Source organism: Patescibacteria group bacterium (assembly GCA_004297735.1).
Lineage (GTDB): Bacteria > Patescibacteriota > Saccharimonadia > UBA4664 > SCTI01 > SCTI01.
Genome location: SCTI01000002.1, coordinates 384,078 through 401,735, shown reverse-complemented (window position 1 = coordinate 401,735; position 17,658 = coordinate 384,078). Strand labels below are relative to the sequence as shown.

The following is a 17,658-nucleotide window of genomic DNA, read 5'->3' as shown; positions in this document are numbered from 1 at the left end:
ACTGAATACTATAATTATACCACTCACCTGTTAAAACGTACAAAAGGCGAACTACCTACCTTTCGCCACCACCGTCCCCGCCAAGCGATTACTATCCACCTGCGGCACCCCCTGGCTGCCACGGTAAAGAAACCACGTAACTGCCGCTATCAACCCATAAGCCGCCGCAACCTGCCACGGTGACGCACCAAGACTAACGCTCGCAAACGGTAGCTGCTTGGCGGTCATCGCTGCCGCAATAATTAGCGACAGCAAACCGGTGGTGGGCCAGGCCGCCACCGCCGTTAACCCGGTATGAGCCATACCAAGTAGTCCAGTAATAAAACTCAACAGCATGGCCAGCGGTACCAGTGGCAGGATGATCACATTGACCAACGGTGCCACTACCGACACCGTTTCGAAACGCCACATAATTAAAGGTAGGGTAATTATGTGAGCGGACGTAGATTCAATAAATAATGATTTGAGCATGGTTGGATTTTTAATTAAGCGCTGCTCAAGTAAAGGGGCAAAAACCAAGACGCCAAAAAAGGCCAAAAACGATAACTGCCAGCCCATGTCTCTAATTAAATAGTCGGGATTCCAGGCAAGAGTTAATATCCCAGGCACAGCCAAAATTGTAGCTGGCCGCGCCTCATAGCCGTAATAGGTTATGAGCAGACCCAAGCCCGCCACCATCGAAGCTCGAATTATGCTGGCGCTAAAGCCGGCAATACCAACAAAGCCGGCCACCAACCACAGTGTTACGGCGGTGGCTACAAACAAAGAAAACCGACCGCATATTCGCTGAGCGGCCTGCGCCAAAATGGTTAAATTATATCCAGAAACCGCCACCAAATGAGTTAGGCCCGCCACCGATAGGGCCCGCTGCAGCTCGTCGGTCATCACCGCCCGTGCGCCCACCAATATGCCGACTGCAAAACCCGACATTGGTTCGGGAACCGCCTCCTTTAGGGCAATAAAGAACCGGCCCCGCAATCGCTCCAGCCAGCCAATCTCGGTTGAAACAACTTGAATTTGCGCAAAGCTGATCCGTACTGGCGCAGCACCCAAAGTCTCGGCCAGCTTGCCGGTCACAACCACCCGATAGCCTCGCCGCAATGATTTATAGCTCGCCAGTCTCACCTTAATCGACTGCGCCACCCGGACACCGTCAAGCTGAACCCCGCTCAGGGTAAACTCGACGTTGCCATATTGATTCATGGCCGGATCATCGGCAATCGTACCCACAACAACCGCCTTCTGATTCAAGTGCTGGCCCAGCCAAGTTCGTGGTAAGTCCGTTTGATACCCCCGCCAAACTCCAAATAGCAAAAACGCCATCGTCAAAAAACCAAAGGCCAAGCGTGAACCCACCAACACCAAACATAACCACGCGCCCGTCAACCCCACCACCCAAATCAATTCAACAGCGTAGCCGCTTCGACCGACCATAATGCCGACCACTAGCGCCACAAACAAAACCACGAACTGAACCGGACGACTCAAACCCACACCAACACATTAGCGAACCGAGATTAACGATTTCTGATCCGGTTTACAATCTAGATTACGCTTACTGTCGGATATACTTTGTAACCAAGTAAGTTCCAACAAATGAGCCTATCGCCAAAGGGATAGTGTATAAAAAGTTTTGAGTATAACTAAATACTCCGGCTGCCAAAATAAAATGCATAATAAAGCTAGTTGAAGCCGCCGCCATCGCCTGCCGCTTCACAACCGCCAGCGTGTAGTAGGCATACAAACCATCTACTACCGCATACCCTACAAGCAGGCCGGCTGCAATCAGCCAGTTAAAGTCTGACATCTATAAAAGCTCTTCGACGGCCGGTAAAACCCGCTCAAAGATCTTTTTGTGGCCCTTTTCGTTCGGATGCAAGCCATCATAAAAATCGTTATCGCTTAGCACCGAGCTAATGCTCACATATTCAATGCCGGTGTCCATTGCGACGCTCTTAATAATTTCGTCATACTCGCGTACTCTTTGCTTAACGTAACACTTACCGGTTGTACTGCCCGGAAGCGGCGTTGTATTGGCGTCACTACCTTTGGCTATGCCAACACAAAGTTGTTTTTGAGCCATTTCTGCCCCAAGTTCAAATAAAGTGTCCAAATTATCCTCAAACTGCTCAGCCTTTATTAACGGATAATTAGGTGTCTTGCGATAGGCTGAATCGTTCACGCCAATCGCCCAAATAATAATGTCTGGCTTGCGAACCTTGGCCTCACCAGGAACCCGTTCAAGCAAATCGTGGGTAGTGTTGCCATCGATACCAAGATCGTACACGTGAATTGAGTCATCCTGGGCCTCGAGCTCGTTTCTTAATAAATTGGCCCATCCGACTCGGGACTCCAATCCGCGCCCCCAGGTTATACTATCGCCAAAAATACATATAGTTTTCATTGACGGCTAATCGGTCCTCTCCAATTCATCTAGTTGGCGCTCGAGGTTCCTTATCTCATCCTCAAACTGGAGTATTCTTTTGCTCTTCTCCGCATCCGGTAATTCACTCCCCCTGACCTCCTCTATACCAGCATAAGCCTCTTCTAAGCGCTCCTCTAACCCAGCTATGCGCTGGAGGCGCCCCTCCTCTCTCGCTTTGTCCTCAAGCTCTACCTCTTCACTACCAGGAATTAAATCTCGATCCTCTGGCCCTGGACCTTTTTCTGGAGACATACCTCAACCCTTATACTTAAATAAAGTCTAACATAAGCAAAAACCGCCCAATAGGCGGTTCGGTATCGAGGGGTAGCATCGTGCGCCCCTCGACCCAAGTCTACGGCCCGATCAGGCCTTGGCGGGAGCCGGCTCCTCGAGAATGGCCAGGTCATCACGCAGCTGCTGCAGCCACTTGAGGAGGTCGGTGTGCATCCTCTTGTACCCGTCCTCCCAGTTCTTGTTCCAACGCGGAATGCGCTCGAGCAAGTGGAAGACATGCTGGCGGCGAACGCCCTTGAGGCACAAGTCCTCGGATTCGGGATGACTGCGGCAAACCAGATCGACAAGCTCAGGGGTGAGCCTATCCGGCCGCTCGCTCAAAAGCGCGGAGGCCAGATCGTCAAGAGTCGCTTCCATGTACATCTCCTTGGTAGGTGTACGGTTGCACTGCAACTGAAGAACATCTTACGCCCTACGCGAAGGGAGGGCAAGTTGGCAATTAAACCCCAAACGCCGGCTGGTTCACAACCACCGCCTTAAATGTGCCACCGAAATCGTATGTAGTCCCTTTAGAAATAAAGCAGCTATCGCCGGCTTTTACCTCAGCGTGATCCCCATCAAAATCAAACACAATTATGCCCTCAATCACATAATAAATCCGATCGTACTCGGTGGTCTCGGTCTCTTGGTGATCCTTCGCTTCATTAACCGCTAATGAAAAATTTGGGCTAATTTCTTTGGTGATGAAATTATGAGCATGATAGGTCGGTACTATTTCTCGCGCCACCGCTTCTTCTGACCGGACAACTTTATAACTCATGCCCTAAACACCTCTATGAGTTTCCGCTGAATTGTTACGCTCATCATCTTAATTCCTTTCGCCGCAATACAACGCTATTTATACAATCATACCAAAATAGCCATTTTATTAACTCCAACTCAAGAAATATTTTGGCAAACTGTTATACTGACCGCTATGAAAAAGGGTAAAATAACACCAAACGGCGTCGTTCTTCATACGCACGAAAATGCTACGGTCGTATTCCTGACAGATCAAGGTTTCGATATTGAACTACTCCCACCCGTTCAGCGCAAAGGTGCGAGAACTCCAGATATTAGAATGGCTGGTATCGACTGGGAAATAAAGTGCCCGACCGGCAAGAGCACTCATACAATAAAGCGCGCGTTTAAAGTAGCTCTGGGGCAATCAAAGAATATAATATTTGATCTACGTAATTCTAAAATGCCGGACAAGGTAAATATCGTGAGACTAGAAAAAGAGTTCACAGATATTAAAAGTGCGAAAAACCTCAAAGTCATTACTAAATCACATGGAGTACTTGATTTTCGTAAGCGGTAGATTACAATATAGATACTGAAATGTCGCCACCGTGGTTCTGCGGAGGCGACATTTCTCTTTTATGTATTAGACCTATAATTCCTGGAGGGCCCACTGGGATTCGAACCCAGGACGCAGAGCTTAAAAGGCTCTCGCTCTAACCAACTGAGCTATGGGCCCACACCTGTAAATAACTGACTTACTATACCTAAAATAGGGGCTTTGGTCAATCTGCAGCCGATCGGCTCTATCCATTCTGCTGAGGTCTAGCGCGGTTATCGATATCCGGTAAATCAAGGGGCTTGGGAGTACTAGCCTCTTTTGAATGAACCGTAGATGCGGGCCGACTAGAAAGTATGTCACCTTTTGCCGAAACTACATCCACCCCGCCACCAACCCGGAGGGCGTAACTGCCCGACATACCCGGGTCATCATCGGTGTCTTTATCCGGTGAAGCTGGCGGTAGGCCATCCAGTAGGCCACGCTCACCAGTCACTTGCTGGGCTGCCAGCATCCGGTTGCGCAAGTCCATGTGCTCACTTTTGCCCGGATCAAAGTCTTGGATTCGATTAAACCCATCAACCAAAATGCTAAGCTGGTCGGCTAATGCTTTGTCAGAAAGCTCCCTCAGCTCATTGGCATACATCTCCTTATCTTTTACTGGGGTCGGCTCGATATTTGAGCTACTTATTTCATTGCCGGGTGGCGCTACACTTTGTTGTTCCATGGTTGTTATTCTACCAGCTACAAACTGCCTTTGTGATCATAATATTTAATGACGACGTCGCTTCTCTTCGGATCGATGAAACAACATTGAAGCGCCAATTGCCAAAGGCACCAACCCCAGCCAGGCCAAATGGAAGCTGTTTATCTGGGAGGCCAGGTTTGATTCATTGGTAATGGTTTGAACTGCCGCCGAATCAAACTGAGCAATTATGCTCGAAATTAGCAACATCGCGGCCAGCACCGCCAAAATCAAAGTTACAATCAAGCTGCTGTGGCGACGAATATGATGATGGCGGTTGGCCAAGAGTAGAATCAAGATTGGCAGGATCAGCAACAGTAGGCCGATGATGGTTTTGCTCACGCCGTAGTTACCACCTGCCTGCTGCTGGCTGTAGTTGTAAAGCGGCTCCGCAAAGGTGCTGGCCAGCACAATGCCAACGTAGACGCTGATGGTCTCTCGAATCAAGGCGCCTTGACCCGCCATGGCGCCATACAGGCAGACCAGGGCGGTGCCGAGGATAATAAAAAGATCGATGCTGAAAGCCGGGATTTGCATAAGCGTTTTACCTGGCTTAATTGTAGCGCCGGTTGGCTATTTTTTCCAGAAAGGCTTTTTGCCGCTGGCTTCCTCAAACTCTTCCAGCAGCTGCTTTTGCTTGGCGCTCAACTTGGTTGGAGTCTCAACCGTAACGGTAACAATATGATCACCGCGGCGCCCGCTGCGGCTAAGGCTAGGCACGCCGTGCTCGCTGAGCTTAAACTTTTTGCCGCCCTGAGTACCCGCCGGAATCTTGAGCGTAATATCGCCATCAACGGTTAACACCTCAATCTCGCCACCTAGAGTCGCTAGGGTCATGGGAATGGTCGTGGTTGAGGTAATATTTTGGCCTTCGCGCACCAGCTCCTTATGCGGCTTTACGCGAATATGCACGTAAAGATCGCCATTGGGCCCCTTGCGGTCGGCGCCACCCTGTTCAGCCAGGCGAATAGTGGTACCGTTATCAACTCCAGCCGGGATCTTCACCTTAACCTTGCGCGCCTTTTTAACCGTTCCCTTACCGTGACAGTGCGAACATTTTTGCTCCGGAATCTCGCCTTCACCGTGGCAGGTTGGGCAAACCATGTTTTGACGAATTGAACCCAAAATCGTCTGCTGCATCCGGGTTACCTGGCCCTGGCCCTTACAGGTATCGCAGGTCTTGATCTTGCTGCCCGGCTCGGCGCCCTTACCGCGACAACGGTCACACTGGTCCTCGGCGTTAAAGTTGAGCGTTTCTTCGGTGCCAAAAATAGCGTCCTTAAACTCAACTGTCACCGCGGTCTCTAAATCTGCCCCACGACGCGGGCCCTGACTGCGACCGCCCTGTTGGCCGCCCATAAACATGTCGAAAATGTCGCCAAAGCCGCCGCCAAACTGACTAAAGTCAAACTGCTGACCATTAAAGCCACCGGCGCCCGGGCCACCAGCTCTTCCACCGCCAAATGGGCCATTGTGGCCAAACTGATCATACTGAGCTCGCTTTTGGTCATCTTTTAAGACCTCATAAGCCTCGGCAACCTCTTTGAACTCCTTGTCGTCGCCACCATGCTTATCGGGGTGATGCTTCATGGCGAGCTTACGGTAGGCACGCTTAATCTCATCGGCACTGGCCGACTTCGAAACTCCTAAAATGTCGTAGTAATCACGTTTAGCCACGTGCCTGCTTTCAGCTTTTAGTTATATTACTTGTCGTCTTTCTTGTCGACAACTTCGCCCTCTACTGGCTCGTCATCCTTTTTAGCTTCATCGGTTGAGCCTGCGGCGCCCTCGTCCTTCTTGGCTTCATCGCTGGCAGCCTCGTAGGCAGCAGCACCAACGGTCTGCATCTTTTCGCTCAGTGCCTTACCGGCCGCTTCGAGTTCATCCTTAGTATCAGACTCCACCTTGCTCTTGGCCTCCTTGAGAGCTTCCTCGAGCGCGGTCTTGTCCTCTGGCTTGGCCTTATCGCCAGCATCCTTGAGCGTCTTTTCGCCCTGGTAGATCATGTTATCCAAGGTGTTGCGGGCCTCAACCAGCTCTTTCTTCTTCTTGTCCTCATCGGCGTGAGCTTCAGCTTCGGCCTGAGCCTTCTTGATGTCCTCATCACTCATGTTGCCGCTGCCGGTAATCTGAATACTGTTTTCCTTACCGGTGCCCTTATCCTTAGCGCTAACATGCACAATGCCGTTGGCGTCAATGTTAAAGGTTACCTCAATCTGAGGCACACCACGCGGAGCGGCCGGGATATCGGTCAGCTGGAATCGGCCCAGGCTCTTGTTATCGGCCGCCATCTCGCGTTCGCCTTGGAGCACGTTAATCTCAACCTGGGGCTGATTGTCCTCGGCCGTACTAAACACCTGGCTCTTGCTGGTTGGGATGGTCGTGTTGCGCTCAATTAGCTTTGTCGAAACACCACCCATGGTCTCGATACCCAGCGACAGGGGAGTAACGTCGAGCAAAAGAACATCCTTAACGTCACCGGCCAACACACCGCCCTGAACCGCGGCACCAATCGCCACCACCTCATCGGGATTCACACCCTTGAGCGGCTCCTTGCCAAAGATTTCTTGGACCTTGGCAGCCACCGCTGGCATACGAGTCATACCGCCAACCAGGATGATCTCGTCGATATCGCTGGCCTTCAAGCCGGCGTCCTTAAGTGCCGCTTCACACGGAATCGCGGTCTTGTCGACCAGTTCCTTTACCAGCTGCTCGAGCTTGCTGCGCGTTAAGTTGTACACAAAGTGCTTTGGACCATTAGCATCGGCGGTAATAAACGGCAGGTTAATCTCGGTTTCCTGGGCGCTCGACAACTCAATCTTGGCCTTCTCTGCAGCTTCCTTCAAACGCTGTACCGCCGCCTTGTCGTCCTTTAGATCAATTCCCTCTTGGCTTTGGAACTGGTCAATTAAGTGATGCATAATCACGTTATCAAAGTCGGCACCACCCAGGTGGGTGTCACCGTTGGTGCTTTTTACCTCGAACACGCCGTCGCCAAGCTCGAGTACGGAAACGTCAAAGGTACCACCACCGAGGTCATAGACCACGATCTTCTCTTCTTTCTTCTTGTCGAGACCGTAGGCCAACGCCGCCGCGGTAGGCTCGTTGATGATGCGCTTTACCTCTAGGCCGGCAATCTTACCGGCGTCCTTGGTCGCCTGGCGCTGCGCGTCGTTAAAGTAAGCCGGTACGGTAATCACTGCCTCGGTCACCGGGCCGCCCACGTAAGCCTCGGCGTCGGCCTTCAGCTTGGCTAGAATCATCGCCGAAACCTCTTCGGGAGTGTGCGACTTGTCACCCATCTTCACCTTAACCGCGGTACCGGCCTTTTCAATCTTGTACGGCACTAGCTTAATGTCGCGCTGGACCTCTTCGTCCTCAAACTTGCGGCCAATCAGACGCTTAACCTCAAACACTGTGTTTTCGGAGTTAATAACCGCCTGGCGCTTAGCGGTCTGGCCAACCAAACGCTCACCATTCTTGTTAACCGCCACAATTGACGGAGTGGTGCGTCCGCCCTCAGCGTTGGCAATAATCGTTGCCTGACCACCCTCCATAACCGCCATCGCGGAGTTGGTAGTTCCTAAATCGATTCCAATAATTTTACCCATTAGTTATCTCCTTTCAGTTCTTGTCTGGCATCTTCTACAAATCCTTGAGCCGCTTTTGTTCCAAGTACTCGCTCCAGCTCTTCGCGTCCGCCATACCGATCAATGATCTGCTGGGCGGTAGCGCCATTATTATGCAATTCAAGTATGTTCACCCATTCATTAAACTCTCTATCCTCCGGATTCGACGCAAGCTCATCGGCGTAATACTCGCCAATAATCCGCGCCGCCTCTTCCTTGCCTCCAAGTTGCTCCAGTAGTTGACTCGGCCTTATGCCAGCCTCTAACTGTTCGTGCATGTATTGCTGCTCAGCCTTGGCCCTTTCGTCCAGCGCCATAAGCGAAGCCTCTACGGCCTTTTGATCTAGGAGGCCATCTGGTGTTGGATCTGGCATTGGTTGATGCTCCATATTACTTTCTCCCCACCTTAACCATGGCGTGTCGGATTACCCGATCGCCGATTTTATAACCTGGCTGCAATTCCTCAGTCACCACCTCTTCATCACCGTCGCCATCGTCCATACTGATGGCCTCGTGCAGATTGTGATCAAAAGGCTGCCCAACCGACTCAATCCGCTCCACGCCCAGCGACTTGAGCGAATCCTGAACCTGCTTACCAACCGCCACCACGCCATTGGCCCAGGGGTGATCCTTGAGATCTTCCGGCTGATGAGCGAGTGCTCGATCGATGTTGTCGAGCAAAGGCAGCAACTCGATGATGACGCTTTGTTTAACCATATCGGTTAGTTCAGCCTTGGCCTCCGTCTCTCGCCGCTTATAGTTGAGAAACTCAGCCTGCACTCGCTGCGCATCGCTGGTTAGCTCGGCGATTTGCGCCTCGAGCTCAGCAATTCGAGCATCCTGCTTGGTCGGCTTTTTAGCGGTTTCTTTCTTGCTCATGCTAGCACCTCCTCGAGCATTCTACTGGTGTAATCCATCAAGCCAATTACGCGAGGATAATTTTGTCGAGTCGGACCAATCATCCCCAAGTAACTTTCATCGCTGTAGGGCGAAGCAAAGCGAGCGATGATCAAACTACAACCGCTGTTCTTGCCAATTGGGTTTTCGTGGCCAATAAACACGGTTACGCGATTGTCATCATGTCGCACCTCGCTCATCCACTCATCCAAGCTGTCCACTAATCGGGCAACCTCAAAGGCCTGACCGCTCTGGGCTAACTCGGGTTGAGCAAACAAGCTGGCCATGCCCCGCAAGTAAAGTCCGTCACTCAACTTGGCCCAGCCCATGTTGTGCGTCAGCTCAACCAGAGAGTTGACCGCTGTCTTGACCGCTCGCTCGGCCTCACCGGCGCTAGCCACCCGTTTAGCAATGGCCTGGCTGGTTCGACTATCGGCCTGCAGCTGCTCAATATTGTTGACGTACAAACGGTAGCCCTTGTCGGTTGGCACGCGCCCAGCCGAGGTGTGTGGCTGGTGAATATAACCCAGACGCTCCAGCTCAGCCATCTCGGCGCGAATGGTAGCCGACGACACCTCAATGGTATCGGTCAGCTGCATCGAACTGATCGGTTCGGCCGTTTTAGCGTAGGCCTCAATAATGGCGCTGAGCACATACTGTTGTCGTGGAGTCATAACCACCTTTTACCATTAATTTAGCACTCAGTTTAATACAGTGCTGATACCTTATATAGTAGGTAATTTAGCAGTCTCATGTCAAGAGTGCTAATTGAATTATGGCTGGTTAGTATAAAAGCAGAAATAGCGCCGGAGCGCTATTTGGCTGGTAGTGATTCAGACCTTACCTAGACCCCACTATAACTAAAACCCTCAATAAGGTCCAATCCTTAAGATTTATTTAATGTAAGTTCGATATCGTTTTAAACGGTGGCGCAGCCGCAAGCGGGGCAGAGTTGGTCTGGTGGTAAATTCAGACCTTACCTACCTGGGGTTCAAATCCCCACTGCTCCACCATTCTAAGGTATAATTACTACATGAGACCGGCTCCCGACTTTACCCTTCCAGACCAAAACGGTGCAGATCATAGTCTTCACGACTACCGCGGCAAATGGGTGGTTGTTTATTTTTACCCCAAGGACGACACCCCTGGATGCACAAAGCAAGCGTGTAGTTTTCGTGATGGGCGAGAAGAGCTTGAACGCCACAATGTCACTGTTCTGGGCATTTCGGCGGATACGGTTGCCAAGCACAAAAAATTTGCCGAAAACCACAACCTAAAATTTACTCTTCTGAGTGATCCGGACAAAAAGGTGATTCAAGCTTTTGGAGCTTGGGGCCCAAAAAAATTTATGGGGCGGGAATTCTTAGGTATTCACCGAAATACTTACATAGTTGACCCAGAGGGTATTATCGTAAAAGAATACCATGACGTAAAACCCCAAGACCAAGCCATAAAAATATTGAAAGACATACAGGAGATACAACATGTTTAAAATTGCCCGCCATAATCAAGGTGCCAGCGACTACCTTCGTAGCGCTTTCTTCGGCATTGAAGACAGCTTGGTTTCAACCACCGGTCTAGTTGCCGGTATTGCCGCCGGTAGTCAAGATCCACAAGTCGTTTTACTAGCAGGGTTGGTTGGCGTTTCAGTTGAGGCGCTTAGTATGGGAGTCGGCCAGTACCTCAGCCAAAAGGCGGTTGACGAAATGGACGGAGACCGAACCAGCCCGGCCGGGACCGGACTGGTTATGTTCCTGGCCTACGCCGCTGCCGGCGTAATTCCGGTTCTGCCAATGGCCGTTTTATCCTACCCAACCTCTCTCGTAGTCGGAGTTAGCTCCGCTCTAATTGCCCTCTATATTGTTGGCTACATTAAGGGTAAAATCGTCCACCGCCCACCCAACCGTAGCGCTCTTGAAGTGTTAATTATGGGTGGTCTTGCCACCATGCTCGGACTGCTCGTTGGCGTTGTGCTACAGGTGTGATAGCCTAGCTATCCTGCTTAACCAATACCATAAAGGCTTCGGGTGGAATATCGACTTTACCGATCTTCTTCATCCGTTTTTTGCCAGCTTTTTGCTTTTCAATCAGTTTGCGCTTACGGGTAACGTCGCCGCCGTACAGCTTAGCCGTCACATTCTTGCCCATTGAACGAACATTTTCGCGAGCAATGATCTTGCCGCCAATGGCCGCCTGCAAACTCACCTCAAACAGCTGGCGCGGAATAACATCTTTAAGCTTTTCGACCACCGACTTACCACGAGCGTAGGCCTCATCCTGGTGGACAATTGAGCTGAGGCTATCAACCACCTCGCCACCGACCAGAATATCAAGGCGAACCAGCTTTTCTTCCTTATAGTCACCCAGCTCATAGTTAAAGGAACCGTAGCCACTGGTGATCGACTTAAGCGAATCGTAAAAATTGGTTAGAACGTTGGCCAGCGGCGCCTCAAAGGTAATGAGCGCCAACGAGTCGTCCAGATAGCTCATATTATTCTGCAGACCGCGGATCTTGTTGATGAGCTGGATCACCGCGCCAACGTAATCGCCTGGCACCACCACCTCGCCCTTAATCCAGGGCTCGCTGATGCTTTCGATCCGGCTGGTTTCGGGTAGTTCACTGGCCGAACGCACGCTGAACTTCTGGCCATCGGTGGTCCTCACGACGTAGTCGGTTGAAGGACTGGTAACAACCATGTCCAGGCCATACTCACGCTCAAGGCGCTCTTTAATGATTTCCATATGGAGCAATCCCAGGAATCCAACGCGATAGCCAAAGCCTAGAACCTGAGAACTTTCGGGCTCAAACACCAACGCCGCATCATTCATCTTGAGCTTATCGAGGGCGTCTTTGAGGTCGGGATACTGCTCGGCACTGCTAGTAAAGAAGCCGGCGAACACAAACGGCTGCACCGCCCGGTAGCCTGGCAATGGTTCGCTGGCGGACTCCTTGGCGAGCGTTACAGTGTCACCCACCCGCGCCTCCTCAATCGACTTGAGGTTGGTCACCACGTAACCAATTTGACCGGTAGCTAAGTGCGGGGCGGCTACCTGCTTGGGCTTAAACACCCCGCTTTCAATAATGTTACCGGTTTGCTTGCTCGCCATTAGCTGAACCACATCACCCTTGCCCAGTTTGCCATCAACGATGCGCAAATACAGCAACACTCCACGATACTCGTCGTAGATCGAATCAAACACCAAACCGCGCAATGGCGCGTCTGGGTCGCCTTTAGGCGCGGGGACCTTGGCTACCACCTCGTCCAGCAGCTCGGGTACACCGTGACCCTCTTTGGCCGACACCCGCAAAACGTCCTCCGGCTTGCAACCCAGCAGTTTGGCCACCTCGCCCGATACCCGCTCCGGGTCGGCCGCCGGCAGATCAATCTTATTTAATACTGGTATAATCTCTAGCCCAGCCTCAATCGCTAAGTACACATTAGCAAGCGTTTGCGCCTGGATTCCCTGCGAAGCATCCACCACTAAAATCGCACCCTCGCAGGCCGCCAAACTCCGTGATACCTCATAACTAAAGTCAACGTGCCCTGGCGTATCGATCAGGTTGAGCTGATGCTCCTTCCAGCTCATCTGTACCGGCTGCAGCTTAATCGTAATACCCTTCTCCCGCTCCAACTCCATAGTGTCGAGCAGCTGCGCCTGCATGTCACGCTTGGTTACGGTACCGGTGAGCTCGAGCATGCGGTCAGCCAGCGTCGACTTGCCGTGATCAATATGCGCAATAATACAAAAATTTCGAATGGTGGACTGGTTCATATCTGTTGCATTATACCTCATAAGAACGAAAATGGGGGGCGAACTCAGGACATCTATCCCAAATTCGCCCCCGCCGCGAAAAGTTATGTGAGTTACGACCCCTGCAGGATGACTGGAGCGGCCCACTCATCGTTGCGGTAGTCCACCGTGGACATGAGCAACCCAACCCCGCGGCGATACTGGTTCCAGCTGATGTACGGTGCGCAGGGCTCACCCCCGGGAAGCGTGGTTTTGACACCTGCCACATCCAGGTAAGGGACGCTCTCCCCGTCTTGGGCCTGGATATAGTTCGGGTGTAGGGCCGCGACCGTCAGGACTTCAAAATCGGCCAGAACGTCGCTCCTTGCAGCGGCCTGCTCACGGACCTCAAGGACCGTCCGGCCACTCTCCGGCTCCCAGTAAGCGCCGAGGTCGATGACCTCCCACTCCACACTGGGCTCGTCGCCGTAGCGGGAGGGATCGAGGAGCTCGAAGTACTCGGGGTCAAACTTCAGACCCCCATACTGCCACGAGTTGGGGTGCGAATCGACGACCCACGCCCACAGCTCCTCGGCGGTCTTCTCGGCCGAACCGAGCCAGATCTTGAGACAGAGCGCGGCGAGGCTGTCGGTCGGGAACCTCGGCATGTTGCGCGCTAGGTGTCCGCCTGGCTTGGCGGTGATTGGCCACCCCCGCAACTCTGCCCGCTCGCGAAACCTAGTGAGGATGTCCTCGGCCGAAGCGAAAAGGTCGGTGTTTGTCGGAATCGTCTGTCGGATCTCGCCGATCATCTTCTTAGCGAGATCAGGGTTGCGGATAATCCGCTTAACCATGTCAGCATCGAGCCCGGCACCCGCTAAAATGCGGGTAAGCTCGGTCTGCTGACCAATGGTGATATCATACAGGCTTGTCGACATGCGACTGACCTTTCTTGGTGCACCGCCAGGCTGACTTGGTGTCTACGCGTAGATCAACGCAGCAAGCTGACCTGTATTAAACGGTGGCTTGTATTATGCAAACTCCTGTTATTTAGGTCAAGTTCAGCGGGCGCAACAACTGCTCTTTGAGCTTGGAGGCAAACTTGTGTGCTTCATTCAAATCAAGTAAATAGCAAGGGATGAGGTAGGCCAGGCTACCAACCGCTAAAATAATCAAAAACTTAGGCCCAACCACCGCAAAGCCAACATCGGCTTTGTACAGCGGGAACACTCGAGCCACCATAATGTAAACCACCCCCGACATGATCGCCCCGGCAATCAGCATCCGCGACAGCCCCGACCAAATAGTACTAAGGCCGAGATGACCTAAACGACGCCGGAGCAAGTAAATTAACACCAGCGTCTCACCAGCGGCCACGATTGACTGCGCCATAGCCAGACCAACCACTCCGTACATTTCGGATAGCAAAAAGCTTAATAACACTGTAAAGTTGAGGGCCACCAGACTAGCATACAGCGGCGTTTTGGTGTCTTGCATGGCATAAAACATTCGTACCACCAAGAAGAACAGGGCCTGAAACACAATCACACCGGCAAACCAGCCCAGGGTGTTGGCGGTTACCACGTCGCCAAAACCGTACAGCAAGCGCACAATGTAGCCGCGCATTAGTACGGTGATGATGGCGGCCGGAATCACCAAAAATAAGATTAACCTCGTGTATAGCGCGAACTCACGGATCAATCGCTGAATCGCCCCCTTAGCCGCCCGCGCCGCCATCGTTGGGAATGCCGCCGTCGCAATTGAATTACCAATCAGCACTAACGGGACGTTTTTAAGGTTGTTGGCATAATACAGCGAGGTCAGACTACCGGTAGCCAGACGTGAACCAATAATTGTTTCAATCATGTAGCTGAGCTGATCAATGCCCTGGTCGATTGATCGCGGTATCATCAATACAACCACCTTACGTACGTCGCGGCTCCAAAACTTAAACGACAGCTTGTGACGATAGCCCAAGCCCCATAGCCCCAGTACCTGTAAAGCGGCTTGTAGAGCCGCACCAATAACCACGCCGTAGGCCACTCCGTAGATTGAGTTTTCCGGCGACAAAAAGACAATACCAAAAATAATACCCAGGTTATAAAACACGCTGGCTAGCGCAAAAATGGTAAAGCGATGGAACGACTGAGCAATGCTGCCCCATAAACTTGAGATCGCAAACAAGAACGGTGTGATCAACATGATGCGCGTCAGATCAACCGTTAGCGCATGGCGAGCCGGATCAAACCCCGGCGCAATCAGGCTGGTAATCGGGTCGGCAAAAACAAAGGTGATTACCGCCACCACCAAAGTCACCGCCGTTAGCAGGTTGAGCAGGGTCGAAGCTAGCTCCCAGGCTTTGGCTTTGTTGTTTTGATAGAACTCGGTAAATACCGGGATAAAGGCTACCGCAAACGCCCCGGAAACCAACAGAGTGAACAGCAGTTCAGGCAGGCGAAAGGCCGCGGTGTAGGCATCGGTTTCTGGCCCAATACCAAAATGCGAGACCAGTAAGCGATCGCGCAATAAACCTAGTAGCCGGCTCAAAAGGTAGGAGCCAGATATGATTACGGCCGCGCCCGACACCGATGAGCCGCGATTAAGAAATGACAGGAAACGTCTCACGTTTGTATTATACCGCTTATGCTATAACCGAAACAGCACCGGCCTAGGTGGCTGGTGCGGTGTCGGGAGCCTTTTCTGGTGTTTTGGTGTCACCACTATCGGCAGTTGCGGCCGGTGGAGGGGTGGTGCCGGTGTCGCCACCAATATCAATTGGGGTGGTATACTTCTTCTTTTTGTTGGGACCGCCAACAACCTTCAAGAAGTCGTCCTCCTCCATGGTCTCTTCTTTAACCAAGAACTCAGCCACCGCGTTTAACTGTTTGCGGTATTTCTTGATTGTATCCTCGGCCCGCTGAGCCGCCTCGCTAATCAGTACCGCCACCTCATCATCAATCACCTTGGCAATATCGTTAGAGTAGTTCTTGCCCTCGCCTAGCTCACGGCCCAAAAAGATGGCGTCGCGCTGGCTGCCAAACACCTGGTTAGGCAGCTTATCGCTCATACCAAAGTCCATCACCATCCGGCGAGCCAGATTGTTAGCGTTCTGTAGGTCATTTTGAGCACCAGTGGTGATCTCGCCGTACACCAGCTGCTCAGCTAAGCGACCACCCAGCATCATGGCTAAGTCGTCCTTAAAGTCCTGCACGCTCGAAAGATGGCGATCCTCTACCGGCAAGCTCCAAGTAAATCCTCCAGCCGAACCGCGCGGTACCACCGTGATTTTATGAACCGGGTGAGCGTGAGTCATGTAGTGACCAACGATGGCGTGACCGGCCTCATGATAAGCGGTAATCTCTTTTTCGCGAGCGTTCATGATGTGGCTCTTGCGCTCAGGCCCAAGTAGCACCTTTTCGACCGAAATATCCAAATCGCGCTGCGAAATCTTTTTGCGATTGTTGCGAGCCGCTAGAATTGCCGCCTCGTTCACCAAGTTAGCCAGGTCGGCACCGCTAAACCCGGGGGTCTTTTTAGCGATCTTACCCAAATCAACCTTGCTCTCAAACGGCTTGTTGCCAGAATGCACCTCAAGGATTGCCTTGCGGTTATGAACATCTGGCGATTCCAGGGTTACACGGCGATCAAAACGGCCCGGGCGGAGCAAGGCCGGATCCAGTACATCCGGTCGGTTGGTGGCAGCAATCACGATTACGTTAGCGCCCTGCTCAAAACCGTCCATCTCTACCAAAATCTGGTTGAGCGTCTGCTCGCGCTCGTCGTGACCACCACCCATACCGGTTCCACGCTGGCGGCCCACCGCATCAATCTCATCAATAAAGATGATGCACGGGGCATTCTTTTTGGCCTTGGCAAAAAGATCGCGCACTCGCGATGCACCAACACCGACAAACATCTCCACAAAATCCGAACCCGAAATACTAAAGAATGGTACGCCAGCCTCTCCGGCTACCGCTCGAGCCAGCAAGGTCTTACCGGTTCCAGGAGGGCCAAACAACAGTACGCCCTTTGGAATCTTGGCCCCGAGCGCCTCAAACTTGGTTGGATACTTTAAGAACTCTACCACCTCGGTCAGCTCTTGCTTGGCCTCTTCGGCGCCAGCCACATCCTTAAATAACACCTTCTTTTTATCGCCACCAAACAGGCGGGCTCGACTCTTGCCAAAGCTAAGCGCCTGGTTGCTTGAACCCTGTGCCTGACGCATCATAAAGAACAAAAATGCTCCAATCAGCAAGAATGGCAAAATGCTAAAAATACCGGCCACAATGTACTGCGTGGTGCTGCTATCGCTCTTGGTTTCAACCGTCACCTTGCGATAATCGATGCCATAATCAGCCAAAGTTGCCCCCGACTCTTTGTTGGCCACCTGCTTAGGCGCGTTAGCATCATTTTTAACGGTAGCGGTCAGCTTGTCGCCGTCCACCACTATCTTGTCGATCTTGCCGTTTTGAGCCTCGTCAATAATCTTAGAAAGACTTACCTGTTCAGCCTTTTGCTGTGGTGCCGACATTACCGCCACGATTGACAGTAGAGTAACAATGGCTATGAGTATAATAAAGCTTCGTGATCGTGGTTTCATTCATCCTCTTTTCTGCAGTTGCGCACCTAGATCACCAGCCGCTCTTACCATAACCGT

At 52.0% G+C, this 17,658-nt stretch carries 20 protein-coding genes and 1 tRNA gene; 3 read left to right on the top strand and 18 right to left on the bottom strand.

Annotation, left to right across the window (positions count from 1 at the left end):
• Window positions 1-51: 51 nt before the first annotated feature.
• The 6 genes from EPO04_03800 to EPO04_03775 all read right to left on the bottom strand — a co-directional run bounded on the left by EPO04_03800 (window position 52) and on the right by EPO04_03775 (window position 3,479).
• Complete coding sequence (locus EPO04_03800; protein ID TAK89193.1) at window positions 52-1,488, bottom strand: ComEC family competence protein; 1,437 nt, start codon at window positions 1,486-1,488, stop codon at window positions 52-54.
• A 67-nt stretch (window positions 1,489-1,555) separates the two neighbouring features.
• Complete coding sequence (locus EPO04_03795) at window positions 1,556-1,807, bottom strand: hypothetical protein (GenBank protein ID TAK89192.1); 252 nt, start codon at window positions 1,805-1,807, stop codon at window positions 1,556-1,558.
• On the bottom strand, window positions 1,808-2,404 hold the full coding sequence (locus tag EPO04_03790; GenBank protein TAK89191.1) for an SGNH/GDSL hydrolase family protein: 597 nt from the start codon (window positions 2,402-2,404) through the stop codon (window positions 1,808-1,810).
• A 6-nt stretch (window positions 2,405-2,410) separates the two neighbouring features.
• Window positions 2,411-2,677 carry a hypothetical protein gene (locus tag EPO04_03785; protein TAK89190.1) on the bottom strand — a complete coding sequence of 89 codons (267 nt, stop codon included), beginning with the start codon at window positions 2,675-2,677 and terminating at the stop codon, window positions 2,411-2,413.
• 111 nt (window positions 2,678-2,788) lie between these two features.
• Window positions 2,789-3,112, bottom strand: a complete 324-nt coding sequence (locus EPO04_03780; protein TAK89189.1) for a hypothetical protein — start codon at window positions 3,110-3,112, stop codon at window positions 2,789-2,791.
• 46 nt (window positions 3,113-3,158) lie between these two features.
• Window positions 3,159-3,479 carry a cupin domain-containing protein gene (locus EPO04_03775; GenBank protein ID TAK89188.1) on the bottom strand — a complete coding sequence of 107 codons (321 nt, stop codon included), beginning with the start codon at window positions 3,477-3,479 and terminating at the stop codon, window positions 3,159-3,161.
• Window positions 3,480-3,635: 156 nt separating this feature from the next.
• Between EPO04_03775 and EPO04_03770 the strand changes: the two genes are divergently transcribed.
• Window positions 3,636-4,019 carry a hypothetical protein gene (locus EPO04_03770; GenBank protein ID TAK89187.1) on the top strand — a complete coding sequence of 128 codons (384 nt, stop codon included), beginning with the start codon at window positions 3,636-3,638 and terminating at the stop codon, window positions 4,017-4,019.
• A gap of 82 nt (window positions 4,020-4,101) precedes the next feature.
• Here EPO04_03770 and EPO04_03765 read toward each other — a convergent pair.
• The 8 genes from EPO04_03765 to EPO04_03730 all read right to left on the bottom strand — a co-directional run bounded on the left by EPO04_03765 (window position 4,102) and on the right by EPO04_03730 (window position 9,943).
• A tRNA-Lys gene (locus EPO04_03765) sits at window positions 4,102-4,178 on the bottom strand.
• Between the two features lie 67 nt (window positions 4,179-4,245).
• Window positions 4,246-4,725, bottom strand: a complete 480-nt coding sequence (locus EPO04_03760; GenBank protein ID TAK89186.1) for a hypothetical protein — start codon at window positions 4,723-4,725, stop codon at window positions 4,246-4,248.
• Window positions 4,726-4,770: 45 nt separating this feature from the next.
• A complete protein-coding gene (locus EPO04_03755) occupies window positions 4,771-5,280 on the bottom strand; it encodes a hypothetical protein (GenBank protein TAK89185.1) in 510 nt (169 codons plus the stop codon).
• 36 nt (window positions 5,281-5,316) lie between these two features.
• Window positions 5,317-6,420, bottom strand: coding sequence for a molecular chaperone DnaJ (gene dnaJ, locus EPO04_03750; GenBank protein TAK89184.1), 1,104 nt, complete (start codon window positions 6,418-6,420; stop codon window positions 5,317-5,319).
• 26 nt (window positions 6,421-6,446) lie between these two features.
• Entirely contained in the window at window positions 6,447-8,354 is a 1,908-nt protein-coding gene (gene dnaK / locus EPO04_03745) for a molecular chaperone DnaK (protein ID TAK89183.1), read from the bottom strand.
• The gene (locus EPO04_03740) at window positions 8,354-8,746 is read right to left on the bottom strand and encodes a hypothetical protein (GenBank protein TAK89182.1); all 393 of its coding nucleotides are present in this window, start codon (window positions 8,744-8,746) and stop codon (window positions 8,354-8,356) included. The genes dnaK and EPO04_03740 overlap by 1 nt, the downstream gene beginning before the upstream one ends.
• 16 nt (window positions 8,747-8,762) lie before the next feature.
• On the bottom strand, window positions 8,763-9,251 hold the full coding sequence (gene grpE / locus EPO04_03735; protein ID TAK89181.1) for a nucleotide exchange factor GrpE: 489 nt from the start codon (window positions 9,249-9,251) through the stop codon (window positions 8,763-8,765).
• Entirely contained in the window at window positions 9,248-9,943 is a 696-nt protein-coding gene (locus EPO04_03730) for an HTH domain-containing protein (protein TAK89180.1), read from the bottom strand. Before EPO04_03730 ends, grpE begins: the two co-directional genes overlap by 4 nt.
• 359 nt (window positions 9,944-10,302) lie before the next feature.
• Between EPO04_03730 and EPO04_03725 the strand changes: the two genes are divergently transcribed.
• Together EPO04_03725 and EPO04_03720 are read left to right on the top strand one after the other, a co-directional pair.
• Window positions 10,303-10,761, top strand: coding sequence for a thioredoxin-dependent thiol peroxidase (locus EPO04_03725; GenBank protein TAK89179.1), 459 nt, complete (start codon window positions 10,303-10,305; stop codon window positions 10,759-10,761).
• A complete protein-coding gene (locus EPO04_03720) occupies window positions 10,754-11,254 on the top strand; it encodes a hypothetical protein (GenBank protein TAK89178.1) in 501 nt (166 codons plus the stop codon). Before EPO04_03725 ends, EPO04_03720 begins: the two co-directional genes overlap by 8 nt.
• Window positions 11,255-11,258: 4 nt before the next feature.
• On the opposite strand, the gene EPO04_03715 is transcribed toward EPO04_03720, so the two are convergent.
• The 4 genes from EPO04_03715 to EPO04_03700 form a co-directional block, all read right to left on the bottom strand.
• Window positions 11,259-13,043 (bottom strand): elongation factor 4, encoded by a 1,785-nt coding sequence (locus EPO04_03715; GenBank protein TAK89177.1) that lies wholly within the window; start codon window positions 13,041-13,043, stop codon window positions 11,259-11,261.
• Window positions 13,044-13,135: 92 nt separating this feature from the next.
• The gene (locus tag EPO04_03710) at window positions 13,136-13,939 is read right to left on the bottom strand and encodes a hypothetical protein (protein ID TAK89176.1); all 804 of its coding nucleotides are present in this window, start codon (window positions 13,937-13,939) and stop codon (window positions 13,136-13,138) included.
• A gap of 112 nt (window positions 13,940-14,051) precedes the next feature.
• Window positions 14,052-15,626: a murein biosynthesis integral membrane protein MurJ gene (gene murJ / locus EPO04_03705; protein TAK89175.1), complete on the bottom strand. Its 1,575-nt coding sequence runs from the start codon at window positions 15,624-15,626 to the stop codon at window positions 14,052-14,054.
• 43 nt (window positions 15,627-15,669) lie between these two features.
• Window positions 15,670-17,601, bottom strand: a complete 1,932-nt coding sequence (locus EPO04_03700) for an ATP-dependent metallopeptidase FtsH/Yme1/Tma family protein (GenBank protein ID TAK89174.1) — start codon at window positions 17,599-17,601, stop codon at window positions 15,670-15,672.
• Window positions 17,602-17,658 lie beyond the last annotated feature (57 nt).

Excerpts from the sequence above, each read along its gene's own strand:
- dnaK (TAK89183.1), bottom strand. The coding sequence starts at position 8,354 with ATGGGTAAAATTATTGGAATCGATTTAGGAACTACCAACTCCGCGATG.
- EPO04_03740 (TAK89182.1), bottom strand. The coding sequence starts at position 8,746 with ATGCCAGATCCAACACCAGATGGCCTCCTAGATCAAAAGGCCGTAGAG.
- EPO04_03770 (TAK89187.1), top strand. The coding sequence starts at position 3,636 with ATGAAAAAGGGTAAAATAACACCAAACGGCGTCGTTCTTCATACGCAC.
- EPO04_03785 (TAK89190.1), bottom strand. The coding sequence starts at position 2,677 with ATGTCTCCAGAAAAAGGTCCAGGGCCAGAGGATCGAGATTTAATTCCT.
- EPO04_03755 (TAK89185.1), bottom strand. The coding sequence starts at position 5,280 with ATGCAAATCCCGGCTTTCAGCATCGATCTTTTTATTATCCTCGGCACC.
- EPO04_03790 (TAK89191.1), bottom strand. The coding sequence starts at position 2,404 with ATGAAAACTATATGTATTTTTGGCGATAGTATAACCTGGGGGCGCGGA.
- EPO04_03725 (TAK89179.1), top strand. The coding sequence starts at position 10,303 with ATGAGACCGGCTCCCGACTTTACCCTTCCAGACCAAAACGGTGCAGAT.
- EPO04_03715 (TAK89177.1), bottom strand. The coding sequence starts at position 13,043 with ATGAACCAGTCCACCATTCGAAATTTTTGTATTATTGCGCATATTGAT.
- EPO04_03795 (TAK89192.1), bottom strand. The coding sequence starts at position 1,807 with ATGTCAGACTTTAACTGGCTGATTGCAGCCGGCCTGCTTGTAGGGTAT.
- EPO04_03775 (TAK89188.1), bottom strand. The coding sequence starts at position 3,479 with ATGAGTTATAAAGTTGTCCGGTCAGAAGAAGCGGTGGCGCGAGAAATA.
- EPO04_03760 (TAK89186.1), bottom strand. The coding sequence starts at position 4,725 with ATGGAACAACAAAGTGTAGCGCCACCCGGCAATGAAATAAGTAGCTCA.
- EPO04_03730 (TAK89180.1), bottom strand. The coding sequence starts at position 9,943 with ATGACTCCACGACAACAGTATGTGCTCAGCGCCATTATTGAGGCCTAC.
- grpE (TAK89181.1), bottom strand. The coding sequence starts at position 9,251 with ATGAGCAAGAAAGAAACCGCTAAAAAGCCGACCAAGCAGGATGCTCGA.
- EPO04_03720 (TAK89178.1), top strand. The coding sequence starts at position 10,754 with ATGTTTAAAATTGCCCGCCATAATCAAGGTGCCAGCGACTACCTTCGT.
- EPO04_03700 (TAK89174.1), bottom strand. The coding sequence starts at position 17,601 with ATGAAACCACGATCACGAAGCTTTATTATACTCATAGCCATTGTTACT.
- EPO04_03710 (TAK89176.1), bottom strand. The coding sequence starts at position 13,939 with ATGTCGACAAGCCTGTATGATATCACCATTGGTCAGCAGACCGAGCTT.